Genomic DNA, 12,486 nt, shown 5'->3' with positions numbered 1-12,486 from the left:
ATAATTAGAAATAGCGTGGTGAAACGATTCTATCGTAGTTCTCAAAAAGCTCAAATCGTAGGAACAGTTCATGTGATCCGGAATTATAATTGGCTAGCTTTGTTGATTCGGCATCATATGAATATCCTATGAACCACGAGTCTGATACTTGGTACCCTACCATCGCACTCATTGCAGCATTCCAGCGGTAAGCAACACCCGCAGAGAATTTTTCCTGAAATAAAACGTTAGCAGATAAATCTACTTGCAGTGGGGCACCTTGTACCATTTTCGTTAATAATGTTGGTTTGAATTTGAACTCATCATTAACATCAAAAACATGACCTGCTATAAGGTAATAATGTAATCGATCTGTTGAAACATAACTGGCTGCATCTTGTCCAGATTTTTTATCATAATGTTTGGTTTCCAACATATTCGGGATTGAGAATCCGATATACGAATTTTCAGAGTATAGGTATACTCCTGCTCCTATATTTGGAGAAAACTTATTGTTGATATTGTACTGGAATCGAGTATCTGTTGGAGTATAGATATTCAATTTTGTATAATCGATACTGAATAGATTTGCTGTAGCTTTTAATCCAAAGGCTAGTTTAAAATCGTTTTCAAGGTCTAGTGTATACGAAAAATCTACTGATATATCATTTTCTCTTGAGGGTCCAATTCGGTCACTGATTATGGATAGTCCTAATCCAATTTTTGTATCATTTAACGGTGCGTGTATGGAGGCTGTGTTTGTTACTGGCGCTCCATCTAATCCGACCCATTGGGTACGGTGCATTCCAAAAATACTCATTACTTCCCGTGATCCTGCATAGGCGGGATTCACATTGATCGTATTATACATATACTGAGTGTATTGCACATCTTGCTGGCCATACGATTGTGCGTAGCAAACAAATAATAGTGCAATTAATATTTTTTTCATCTTTTTATCTTTTTTTGCTTTATGATTTTTAAAAATTTTTATTCTGAAATTCTGAAAAAAGAAAGTGCTTTTTGTTTACTTTTTTATTTAGTCAATGTATAGATAGCCTACTTTATCTTTGTCGGTTCCATCTGCCATTTTATATTTAAGAACATAGAAATAGGTTCCTGAAGGGAGTTGTTTTTCTCCTTTTCCTTCGGCTATTCCTCTAAACCAGTTTCCATTTACTCCATATCCTTTGGTTTCATATACTTGGTTTCCCCATCTATTGAAAATCATTAATGAATTATCTGGCGCAGATTCTAGTCCACTGATGTGGAAATAGTCATTCAGTCCATCTCCATTTGGTGATACGGCATTGTAAACTACAATATCACTAGGAAGAACACTGGCTACTTTTATTCGTCCTAAAGTAAAAATCCCATCTTTATCGACTAAGGCTGTAGCAGTTTGCTGATTCAAATCGATTGCTGTAGAATAATATTTCCACTTTGATTCATTAACATCCCATCGTACAATCGCAATAGAGCTTTGTGCATCACCAGCAGTAATTGCAATAGGTGTTGTGTCGGAATTCCAGGTTAAGGTTAAAGGCACATTTACCGTAGTCTGATTACTTTTTAATTCCCAATACTCAGCATCATCAATCAAGTTGATTAGCAAATATTTTTGATGGTGTGGGTAAAGTGTATTTGAGTTTTCCAATAGGTATCTACTTTTAAACACATTATTCGCCAAATTGGTTTGACCAATTGCCAAGGGTCTGAAAAAATTAGCTGATCCTATAGGGAACTGAAATTGATTTTTCCCTTTGCGTTCTACTATTCCGTCTACGTAACTGTCGTTATTCGTGTTTTCGTGGGTAGCATTAGATTCAAAAACAAAGGCTCCTCCTAAATCATCATTGGCAACGATTCCAGAATTGAAATTGGAATTACCTCTTACTTTAATGTCTCCAGATAATAAAAAAGCGGGTTGCGTTGTCGCATTTTCAAATTGTATATTATGGAAATCACTCCATGCAGAACCCGAAATGGTTTGAGCGCCTGAAAGTCCTTTAAAATGGGTTAGTCCTGTAACTATTGCGGGAGTATAGGTTACTAATCCGTCATTATTATAATTGGCATATACAAGGAATTTTCCATCATTTACAAAATCTCCTGTGGGTTTATTATTAAAGTCGGATACGGTAGAAAACTGGGTCCCAGTCAGGACTACTAATTCTCCTGTATTTACTGTTTGTGCGGCAAGTTTATCCATTACAAGTAATGATAAAACAATTGCACTTATGTACATTTTGGTCATAACTTAATTTTTTTAACTGTTATCCTTAACTGTAGTCACTTTTTATTATAACATGAATGCTGCTTCGCGAACGTAAGCGTTGTAATTACTTGATTATGAAGTAAAAAACACCTCAATTATGAGCTCTCATAAGAGAGGTGCTTTTTTATATCATGCTTAATTAAGGAACTAAATAAGTTGATACTGTATTCTGTTGTACATATTTAATTGCCCAAGCCATTGTATTGGCATACATAGCACTATTATGTACTTCAGTTGATTCATAATATGGTTTTGGCATTGGTGTTCTATCTGATGCCATCTTAGCTGGATAAACATTGTTGTCGGAATTTGACTCATTTCCAGCAATCCATCCTGCATTTCCTGTATAGAAATACCCTAATGTTTTGTGTTTGAATGCAATTACTAAAGTCGGATTGTATTTATTCACCGCTAAAGCTATTGTATTTGCAGGTAAACCTTTTACGAAATAAGGTCTTCTACCATCACTTCCCATCATTTTTCCTTTCAAGTCACCAAAAGGACCATTGATAACTGGATCTTCTAAATGCGCAATCGGATTCAGGTAATATTCTGATGAACCTAATATTCCTGGTAATTCAATTACTACAGTATATGATCCACAAATTGTATTTAAAAGTTCTGCTGTTCCTTCATCATCTCCTTCTTGACCATGAATCAGTACTCCTTTTTTGTTTTTCACGAAGTCATTTAAGATACCTCTTGAAATTGGGTCTGGTTCATAGCTGTATCCAAGTACAATGATATCAATATTGTTCGTATTGATTAAATCTCTCAAGGCTAGACCTTGATTAAATCCACCATCGATTATCGTAACTCCCTCTACTGCAACCGTTCCGTTTGTACCAAAGTTGTTTGGTGAAGTTATTAATCCACGGGCAGTATCATATCCTGACGCTGATCCTGGTTGGAAAACTCCTTTTCCAAGTCCAAGTAGTTTTATTTTACGGAATACGAAAATTATTGCTTTTGTAGTACAAGTACCACTACTTATTGTGCTATTTGATGAAATTGTATATACATGAGATCCTGCTCCTGTAGGGACTCCTGATGCATGTAATACAACATTCTGGTTTCCTGTAGAATTGAATCTTCCTGTTGCTGAGAATATAACTCCATTTACAGCATTGGATGTAATTGTGTAATCTCCAATCGCTACAACATTAACCGGAACTGTTATCGTATTCGAATTGTCCATTCCAACACCTGGTGCGTAATTACCTTCTATAGTAATACTTCCACAATTCATATAGTAGGCTACATTTTCTCCTTCGATATTTACATCTACCATACATGTAGTGACTGCTCCTGGTGTACCTGTTACTTTAAGTGATGTTACACCTGATGCTGTTGGCATTCCAGAACCAACCAAGGTTACCATTTGCTGACCTAATGCTGTAAATAATACTGGTCCTGATGTAAACGAAATTCCATTTACAACCTCTGTAGTTATTGTTGTTTCTCCGGTTGCTACTACATTCACTGGTAATGTAATTGTGTTATTTGGTGATAACCCGACATTTATTGTATAATCACCTTGTTGAGTTGCCGTTACACAATCCATTGCATAGCTAATAGCTTCTACTTTAACAGGAATGCTATAGCATGTTCCTCCTCCAGATGTTAATGCGTTAGACGTTAAAGTAAAAGTATTTACTCCTGATGCGATTGGTGTTCCTGTTCCATAAACTTCTATTGTTTGTAATCCAGTCGTTGTAAATTCTCCTGAACCACTAAAAGAATATCCATTTACAGCATTCGTATTGATGCTCCAGTAACCTGTGCTTAGTGCATTAACTGTAATTGATAATTTGTTGCTCGTTGCTAATGGAATTCCAATATAGTAACTTCCTTGTGGGTGTAATTCTCCACAATTCACGATATAATCTATGCTTCCTTTTTCTACAAAAAGGTGTGGTTTACATGGGCTTTCCATCCCATTCAAAGTAACTGTAATTTCATCTCCTATTTCACCGTCCAAATATCCACTATTTGGTGTACCTGCTCCTTGTAAATTTAAAGTGTAGGATCCCGCATTTGGGAAAGCACCAGTAGCACCAAAATAATATCCATTGGTTGTTGTCGCTGAAATTGTATATGATCCTGGTTGGGTTACCGTAATCGGTATTGTAAAATAATTTGATAAATTTAATGGTCTACCTTGCATATATGTTCCGCCTTCAACCATTCCCGAACATTGTGTTGAAGAAATCGAAATTGTAGCCGGAGGGGCAGATCCACAAATACTCATCCAAGCATCTTGTGGTGCTGTCCAATAATCAAAACAACCTGATGTAGTATTAAAAATTAATAATCCATTGGTTAAATTCTCCGCTGGTATTGCATCACGTTGTGCTTTTGTTAATCGCGACATTAACATTCCTTTGTTATTACTTTCTAGTTCAAAAATAGCACCCGGCTTAGCGTGAGATGGTCCTGAACTTACTGTTCCATCTTTTATTTTCGTGCTTTTTGATTGTGCAAAAACCCCGCAACAAGTCAAGAGACTAAATACTATTGCCAAGACAATTTTTTGCATTTGATATATTTGTTTCATGATTTTTTATTTTGTTAAGAATTAAAAATGTGGTTTGCATTGCTCCAGAATAGGATATGGCTCAATGCAAACCACTTAACCTACTTATTTTTTTTCTAGCATTAATTTTTCTAATTTTTCCAAACGTATACTCATTGATTTTGTAGCTTCTTGCAATAATTCTACTGCTTTATTCTTAGCTGCAAGTTCTTTATCTTGTTCAATGATGTGTAGATACAACTCTTCAGTTTTCTCTAGTAACTGAATCGATAATTCCGAAACGTTAAACGAGTATCCTTCATTTGTTTTTTCTAATTCATTGATTGGAGTAATTCCTGGTAAGTGTTTATTTGTCTTGATGTATTCGTCCACTTCCGCTAGTTTTTTAAATTTATAAGTTTCTTTAATTTCAGAAAAACCTTCATAATAGTCTTCAAATACATAATCTGCATAATAGGTATTCACTGTTGAAATTGCTCCATTAACACGTAACATTTCATTGGATGCATCTGATGGTTTTTTAAATCCAATTCCTACCCATCCTTGTGTGTAAATGTTTTCTGTATTTGATGTAGCTCCAACATGTGTTGTTGAACTATTCCAAGGTTCTTTGATTACTGCTCCTAAATCCAAAGTATGAACTACTTCTTTTTCATCTTTATAATCTAATGTCCCTGCTTCTTCATTGATCTCTAGTTTTGTTAAAGTCTCTGCTTTATCTACTAGGTCCAATAAATTAATTGTATTTGACATGTTTTTTTCATCTGTATACGTTAGCGTATTACCTGAAGGATCGTATACTAACTTCGTTAACGTCTCATTGTTTTTGATGACATTTGTTAACTCCGTCAAATAAGTCGGATTAGTTAAAATAGTTGTAGCATGATTCACAACTTCTCCTGCTACATCGATTGTCGTAACTGTATTGTTTTCGCTTGTATACGTATAGGTACCATTCCCATTGTTAGCCAATGTTGTGATTGTTTCTGGTTCTCCTGCTACTGAACTATTTAAATTGATTACTGTAGCCAAACCATTTTCATCCTTATACGTTAAGGAATTTGCAGTTGTATTGTATACTAAACTTGTTAAGCTTTCTGCATTACCAATTAAATCAACTAAGTTTAAGGTATGTGATTCGCCTTTCTCATCTTTATACGTCAAGGTATTTGCGCCTTGATTGTATACTAATGAAGTTAGTGTTTGATTGTTTTTAATGATATTCGTAAGCTCTGATAAATAGGCTGGATTGTTTAAAATCGTTGTTGCATTATTTACAACTTCTCCCGCTATATCAATTGTAGTAACTGTATCGTCCTCACTTGTATAGGTATAAGTACCGTTACTGTTATTAACTAAAGTGGTAACTTTCTGTGGCTCTCCTGCTAAATCTAGTAAACTAATTACAGTAGATTCGCCTTTTTCATCCTTATAGGTTAAGGAATTTGCTGCCGCATTGTATACTAAACTTGTTAAGCTTTATGCATTGCCAATTAAATCAACCAAATTCAAAACATGAGATTCTTCTTTCTCATCTTTATAGGTCAACGTATTTGCACCTTGATTATATACTAAAGAAGTTAACGTTTGATTGTTTTTGATAATGTTTGTAAGCTCAGTTAAATAAGCTGGATTGTTTAAAATCGTTGTCGCATTATTTACAACATCTCCAGCAACATCGATTGTAGTAACGGTATTATATGTGTAAGTTCCACTACCATTATTCACTAATGTTGTTATTATTTGTGGTTCTCCATCCACTGAGCTATGTAAATTGATTACAGTAGCCAGACCATTTTCATCTGTATACGTTAATGCATTTGCAGTCAAATTATATGTTAGTGAAGTCAGTGTTTCTGAGTTCCCCACTACATCAACCAAATTCAATGGATTTGCAACACCGTTTTCATCGGTGTAGATTAAAGCATTCGCTGTTGGGTCATACGCTAAAGATGTTAGCGTTTCATTATTTTTTATAACCTGAGTAAGTTCTGTTACAAAACTTGGGTTATTCAAAATTGTTGAAATATTACTTACAACATCTCCTACTACATCTATAGTTGTCGCAGTATTGTTTTCACTAGTATATACATAAGTACCACTACCATTATTAACCAAAGTGGTTAAGGTTTCGTTGGCTACTACGATATCGTGAAAACTAATTTCTTGCGGATTCCCACTACTATTAATATAGGTAAACAGATTTGTTATCGGATTGTATACTACATTTCCTCCTCCTGAGGCCGAAGACGCTACCTCTCCAGAAATTAATACTCGATTCCATCTGTTATCATACCAATAGTAGTATCCTGGAATTACATTTTCTGGAGCTACTCCAGCGGTTGCCTCATTGAATACTAAAAGACTATTCGGGAGTGAGCCATTGTTTGTAATAGGGTCCATTCTCTTAATACTCTTTAATTGCACCCTAGGAATAAGTACCCCTCTATCTGATGCAACTACATCTAATTGAGCTCTACTGTCTGGTAGAGGTGTTCCCACCCCTACTTGTGCATAGGTGGATAATCCACCAAACATTAAGCACAATGAAAATAATTTTTTGTTCATACTTACCATTTTAATTCATTTTTATTACTCATAAGAAACTTTAATGATGTTATTTTTACTCGGAGTAAAATTCATATAAAGCTCATTTGCTTTTTAAAAATGAACCTCACAATACTACTTACATTAAAAAATAATTTCAACAAACTGATAATCAGGATTTTAAATAAAGTGTATTGTGTACAAGTATATTATTTGTGAGTGATTTTGTGAAAATTTTCAAGAAAAATGGGGTAACGAAAACGATATAGTGCTACTAAAAAAGCCCTTTTTAACTAAAATTAGTATGGAATGAATATATTTTTTATTTTTTTTAACGCGTAATCAGAATCAAAAAAGTAGCCTCTTTTATAGCTATAATTGATATCAATAGTGAAGGTATAATGTCATTTTGAATACTGTAGATAAAGTAAATAATGACTGAAAATGGTTGGGATAGGATTTTAAAAACAGAAGTTCTTATAAAAACCCACATAAATAGTTAACTATTTACTATATATTTAATACATTAAGGATATTTACTCAAAAAAAGTGTTTTGTTTCTTACAAAAACAATAAATTTATCAAATAATAACACACATACTGACTATTTTGTGATATGTTCACAAAAAGCGAATATTTATAATTTTATAATCATTTATGTATTGCTTAATTCCTTTAACAGTTTTACATTTGCACCGCAAAAGAAAGGATTACAGTAATTTAGATAACAACATATTCCTTATTTATATATTTTGCCTCACGTAATAGACTATAAAACCTATAGGGTATTAATCTTATTAAATTATGCTTTAAATGACTCTTACATCATTAATATTAACATTTTTTAAACAGAAAACTCTGCCCACTAAACGTGTGTTAATAATTTTCTATCCATATCATACAATAAACCTCCTCCGTATGATTTCTCTCCCCCTCCCCCCAACAATTTTAGCATTAAAATTTCCTCAATCTGAAAAGTCTAACAAAACCCTTAATTAAAATGAAAATTATGATCACTACACTATCAACTGTATTAAACTTTACCTACTACTAGTAACATTGTAAAAACGTATTTTTAGCACTTTAACAAATAAAAACTGTTTTATCAATTTGGGTTTTATCTTCTAATCATATTCTTCTAAATGCAACTTTAAGAATGATCCAGTTTATAGAGTTCCAAAAAAGTAAAGTCTCAAAAACCAACAAAACAATTCAACCAAATGCTCATTCAATATTTTGAGTTGTTGAATCAATTTATATTGTTTTTCGGGATGATACATCCAGTGAATTTTTCACGTCTACATTGATATTTTTTTTAGAGCAAAAGAATGCGCATAGAGTAAATTAATTTCTATTTTCTGTAAAAGAAAAGAATCATGGTAAAGTGTTTTTATTATGGTTTTTCCCTTGCAAAATTTTGAAAATGCGTAGTTATATGTACTTATAGGTAGCTATGAGCGTTAAGGTACACACTTCAAATGCATAATTTTGTAAAGTCTCTATTTTACTTTATTTAGATCGTTTTTTTACACTCACGTTTTCACATCACTAGTCTTTACTCAACAAAAAAGTAACCCATATGGCTCATTCTATACGAATTTGTCCAAGGTTTACTTAAATGGAATTTTATAAAAAATTAATCATGAAAATTAAACAACATTTTACAGAAATCTTGCACTCCGGAGTCGCGGATGCTAAAAATGATATTCAATCTGAATTCATAAAACTCATAAACATATACATAATTACCATTGTTATAAATGCAATCATTTTTAGCATATGGGACATCTTTAGGGAATGCAAAATATTAACTATTGGTAGTTTTATTTTTGCAGACTGTATGTTTCTAGCTCTTTTTTCCAAGAAAAAACTTTTAAAGATTTTTCATGTTTTATTTTTCATCACCTGCTCATTAATAATCTTCTTTTTTGGCTCATTTTGTGGCGTAAACTCTGGAGTAGAATTTCTTTATATTCCACTAATTTTTGCCATTCCTTTTCTATTTGATCTTACTGATGATTATAAAGAAGTATTATTAATTTTTGGGCTGATTCTTTTGGAATGTTATGTCAATCACGTGACAGATTACACCTTGTTTTACGAACCAAAGTGCAGTGAAAGTCATCAAATTAAAACATTATTCTTAACCAAGTTATCGGTTATTTGTGGAGTGATAATTAATATTTACCTTATTTACCGAAAGGAATTATTATTATCAAAATATTATAAGAAATATATTTATTCTGAAGAGCGATTAAAAACTTTAAGCCAAGCTAAAAACATTACCTCAAATCAATTCAAAGAACTAACCGCGCTTGCTGAAACGAATCATTCTTCATTCATTTATAAATTCAACACCCTTTTCCCTTTATTTGTTGACAAATTAAACACGAACTACCCATTGTTAATCCAAACAGAAATTGAACTGTGTAGTTATATTAAATTGCGTTATACAACGAAGGAAATTGCACGATTTACCAACAGTTCAATACGCTCTATCGAAGCAAAAAAATACCGGGTACGAAAAAAAATGAACCTTGATAAAACGGAAGACTTATATACTAAAATTGTAAACTTATGATATAAAAATACCTTTATTAAAGCATACAATACCACACTAAACCACATAATTTCCAAACAACACTATACAACACCTTATAAAAAAAGCTATCCAAATGGATAGCTTTTTATTTTACTATAATATACTAGAATCGAGCTTCCATTATTATTCGTTTAAAAGCATAAAGTACGGGCTTTTTAGGAAATCGTTTATGAATGCGATTTTTAAATTCTGTTATGAAATTTTCTTTTATTGTACCATTCATACGCTCAAAATAAGGCACCAAGGATGACCCTGAGATAAAATTATAAAGTTCATCCTGATTTGGAACAATCAAGGGATAAATTTTCTCATAAAGTGTCATATCCTTACATCCATTTTCAAAGAAAATTTGTGCATATTCATCCAAGCTTAATACGGGTGAACTACGCTTCCATCCTTTCAATCCGGATTGATAAGGTTCTTCTTGTACTAATTCCAGAAGAATCTGATTGAGGATATTATCATTTTGGGACGGAATCTGAATAGCAAGTTGTCCATTCGGTTTCAATGTATTTATTATTTCCGGAAGTAAGGTTTCATGATTATCTACCCATTGTATGGCAGCATTGGAAAAGATCAAATCCCACTTTTGGTTTGTTGTAAGTTGTTCCTCAATCGTTCTTTGCTCAAATTTAAGGGCATCACTTGCAAAAGCACGGGCATCTTCTAGCATTTCCTTAGAAGAGTCTACACCTAACATTTTAGCATTAGGTAAAGTATTTGCTAATTTTTCCGTGAGTTCTCCTGTTCCACATCCTAAATCGATAACATCCATATTGGGTTTAATCTTAACTAAAGCCAATACATCATAAAAAGGGGCAAAACGTTCTGCTTTAAACTTATTGTAGGTTTCCGGATTCCAAGCCATAATATTTCGTTTTAACAAGTAACTAAAAATGTAATCCTATAAAAGTAACGATAATTCAGGATTCTTTACCCCTTGGGATACAACTTTTCCTCCCTCATGATCTTAACTGCTTTCTTCGTTTCAACATCTCCCTTGCTTAATGAACCTGGAAGCAGAATCAGACGTTTTTTTACATTTCTTTTCTCATCTTCAAAAAACACTTCAAAATAAGCTCGTGTCAATCCTGGTTTTGCATCATGGAATTTTACACTTTTGACTTTTTTACGTTCAATAATTGGCGTTGTTGAATTATTGAAGCTTCGAACAATCGAATAAATTAAAAAGACAGCGACTAGTAATTTTAAAAATAATATTACACTTTTTCCTTCTTGATAATTGATATAGGCAGAATACAATAACCAAAGCACTATAAAACCATAAATAACCAGTGTACTATAGATTGTAGTGCCCGTTTTTATTTTGGATAAATCATCAATCTCCTGTTTTCTGGTTAAAACAATTTTATCGGGAAAGATGTGACAAAATCCCGTTCTTGTCCTGAATGTCTTTTGATTTTCCATGTATTGAATATGCTATTTTAGAGAAACAAATATAATATCACAGGGACTGAAAAAATAATTAATCGGCAATAAAAAAGCCCGTTTCAAAAACGGGCTTTTTTAGATTATTATATCATGTCTTTATTTTACTGTAGTTACAATATCTCCTTGGTATTCGTTATCCACGACTAACAATAAGTAAGGATGAATTGAATACGATTGTTTTTCTCCCACTTTTAGTTGATAAGAAAAATCAAGTGTAGTTCCATTAGTAGATAATGTTGGTGCATCCAGGCTCGTTGCTTTATCTGTTACAGGATGAATAACTGCAATGGCATGCTGCTTGCTAAAATCAATTGGAGTTGGTTTACCCTCTTTTCCCATTAATGCTGCTGCACCAAATACTACATCAAATTCTGCTTGTGAACTAATTTTTTTCACTTCTGTTGAATCTTTACCTTGGTAATTATTCTTCACAAAATAATTTTTTGCTATAACAAAAGGCACTTCTTTGTTAACTGCCTGTGGTGTTTCTTTCAAATCTTCTTTTTTCTCTTTCACGGGTTGATTACAAGAGACAAGGCTACCGATAGATAGCAACGCAATACTAAAGACTAATTTTCGCATATGATAAATGTTTAGGGATTAATTTACTTTATTCAGAATATAATTCTTTGCTAGATCACCAGAAATTTCTTTTCCTTCCTGATCCAATAGGATAATACTTCCTTCTGCAACCTTATACGAATGCTGAGTGTCTTTATATTTCAGTGTAACTATGCTTCCTGTTTTATCCCACTCAAAAGTTCCTTTTTCTTTGAAATTTGATTTTTTCCCCAAATATTCAGATGTTTCTTCGAAGGTTTTATCGTCTTGCAAAGTAATTGAAGTTTTAATTCCTTCACAATCTGCACAAGGTAATACACCTACATACGTTCCAGCCCAATCCAACGAATTTTCGGAAGTATGCATGTCCACCACTTCTTCTGTTTGTGGTTTAACAGTCTCTTCTTTCTCTTTGTTCTTTGTACATGAAGTGGTAAAAACCATCAAGGCTAAAACCATAGCGGACAAAATTGTTTTTTTCATCTGAATATCTTTTTATTATTAATTCATCTTATTCATACAATATTGATG

10 protein-coding genes are annotated in these 12,486 nt (G+C 33.0%); 1 reads left to right on the top strand and 9 read right to left on the bottom strand.

Translation table 11 applies throughout. The annotated features are described in order from the left end of the window. Nucleotides 1–4: 4 nt before the first annotated feature. The 5 genes from P6733_RS01185 to P6733_RS01165 all read right to left on the bottom strand — a co-directional run bounded on the left by P6733_RS01185 (nt 5) and on the right by P6733_RS01165 (nt 7,361). Nucleotides 5–931 carry a PorP/SprF family type IX secretion system membrane protein gene (locus P6733_RS01185; protein ID WP_306349747.1) on the bottom strand — a complete coding sequence of 309 codons (927 nt, stop codon included), beginning with the start codon at nt 929–931 and terminating at the stop codon, nt 5–7. 87 nt (nt 932–1,018) lie between these two features. Then, nucleotides 1,019–2,236: a gliding motility-associated C-terminal domain-containing protein gene (locus tag P6733_RS01180; RefSeq protein ID WP_306349746.1), complete on the bottom strand. Its 1,218-nt coding sequence runs from the start codon at nt 2,234–2,236 to the stop codon at nt 1,019–1,021. Between the two features lie 160 nt (nt 2,237–2,396). After that, nucleotides 2,397–4,814, bottom strand: a complete 2,418-nt coding sequence (locus P6733_RS01175) for an autotransporter outer membrane beta-barrel domain-containing protein (protein ID WP_306349745.1) — start codon at nt 4,812–4,814, stop codon at nt 2,397–2,399. An 84-nt stretch (nt 4,815–4,898) separates the two neighbouring features. Further along, nucleotides 4,899–5,957, bottom strand: coding sequence for a hypothetical protein (locus P6733_RS01170; protein WP_306349744.1), 1,059 nt, complete (start codon nt 5,955–5,957; stop codon nt 4,899–4,901). A gap of 315 nt (nt 5,958–6,272) precedes the next feature. Continuing rightward, the gene (locus tag P6733_RS01165; RefSeq protein WP_306349743.1) at nt 6,273–7,361 is read right to left on the bottom strand and encodes a hypothetical protein; all 1,089 of its coding nucleotides are present in this window, start codon (nt 7,359–7,361) and stop codon (nt 6,273–6,275) included. A 1,621-nt stretch (nt 7,362–8,982) separates the two neighbouring features. Between P6733_RS01165 and P6733_RS01160 the strand changes: the two genes are divergently transcribed. Beyond that, the gene (locus P6733_RS01160) at nt 8,983–9,921 is read left to right on the top strand and encodes a helix-turn-helix transcriptional regulator (protein WP_306349742.1); all 939 of its coding nucleotides are present in this window, start codon (nt 8,983–8,985) and stop codon (nt 9,919–9,921) included. 124 nt (nt 9,922–10,045) lie between these two features. Here P6733_RS01160 and P6733_RS01155 read toward each other — a convergent pair whose 3' ends face one another. From P6733_RS01155 to P6733_RS01140, 4 genes are all read right to left on the bottom strand, one after another. Beyond that, entirely contained in the window at nt 10,046–10,810 is a 765-nt protein-coding gene (locus tag P6733_RS01155; RefSeq protein WP_306349741.1) for a methyltransferase domain-containing protein, read from the bottom strand. A gap of 65 nt (nt 10,811–10,875) precedes the next feature. Continuing rightward, on the bottom strand, nt 10,876–11,370 hold the full coding sequence (locus P6733_RS01150; protein ID WP_306349740.1) for a phosphoribosylaminoimidazolesuccinocarboxamide synthase: 495 nt from the start codon (nt 11,368–11,370) through the stop codon (nt 10,876–10,878). Nucleotides 11,371–11,490: 120 nt separating this feature from the next. Continuing rightward, nucleotides 11,491–11,976, bottom strand: coding sequence for a hypothetical protein (locus tag P6733_RS01145; RefSeq protein WP_306349739.1), 486 nt, complete (start codon nt 11,974–11,976; stop codon nt 11,491–11,493). An 18-nt stretch (nt 11,977–11,994) separates the two neighbouring features. Then, nucleotides 11,995–12,438 carry a copper resistance protein NlpE gene (locus P6733_RS01140; protein WP_306349738.1) on the bottom strand — a complete coding sequence of 148 codons (444 nt, stop codon included), beginning with the start codon at nt 12,436–12,438 and terminating at the stop codon, nt 11,995–11,997. Between the last annotated feature and the right edge of the window lie 48 nt (nt 12,439–12,486).

The organism is Flavobacterium aerium (assembly GCF_030766725.1).
Taxonomy (GTDB): domain Bacteria; phylum Bacteroidota; class Bacteroidia; order Flavobacteriales; family Flavobacteriaceae; genus Flavobacterium; species Flavobacterium aerium.
Note: the sequence above shows the minus strand (reverse complement) of the source record. Positions and strands in the feature narration are given on the sequence as shown.

What these genes read in the sequence shown, in the direction of transcription:
- P6733_RS01155 (WP_306349741.1), bottom strand. Translation starts at nt 10,810, where the DNA reads ATGGCTTGGAATCCGGAAACCTACAATAAGTTTAAAGCAGAACGTTTT.
- P6733_RS01150 (WP_306349740.1), bottom strand. Translation starts at nt 11,370, where the DNA reads ATGGAAAATCAAAAGACATTCAGGACAAGAACGGGATTTTGTCACATC.
- P6733_RS01160 (WP_306349742.1), top strand. Translation starts at nt 8,983, where the DNA reads ATGAAAATTAAACAACATTTTACAGAAATCTTGCACTCCGGAGTCGCG.
- P6733_RS01185 (WP_306349747.1), bottom strand. Translation starts at nt 931, where the DNA reads ATGAAAAAAATATTAATTGCACTATTATTTGTTTGCTACGCACAATCG.
- P6733_RS01145 (WP_306349739.1), bottom strand. Translation starts at nt 11,976, where the DNA reads ATGCGAAAATTAGTCTTTAGTATTGCGTTGCTATCTATCGGTAGCCTT.
- P6733_RS01180 (WP_306349746.1), bottom strand. Translation starts at nt 2,236, where the DNA reads ATGACCAAAATGTACATAAGTGCAATTGTTTTATCATTACTTGTAATG.
- P6733_RS01140 (WP_306349738.1), bottom strand. Translation starts at nt 12,438, where the DNA reads ATGAAAAAAACAATTTTGTCCGCTATGGTTTTAGCCTTGATGGTTTTT.
- P6733_RS01175 (WP_306349745.1), bottom strand. Translation starts at nt 4,814, where the DNA reads ATGAAACAAATATATCAAATGCAAAAAATTGTCTTGGCAATAGTATTT.
- P6733_RS01165 (WP_306349743.1), bottom strand. Translation starts at nt 7,361, where the DNA reads ATGAACAAAAAATTATTTTCATTGTGCTTAATGTTTGGTGGATTATCC.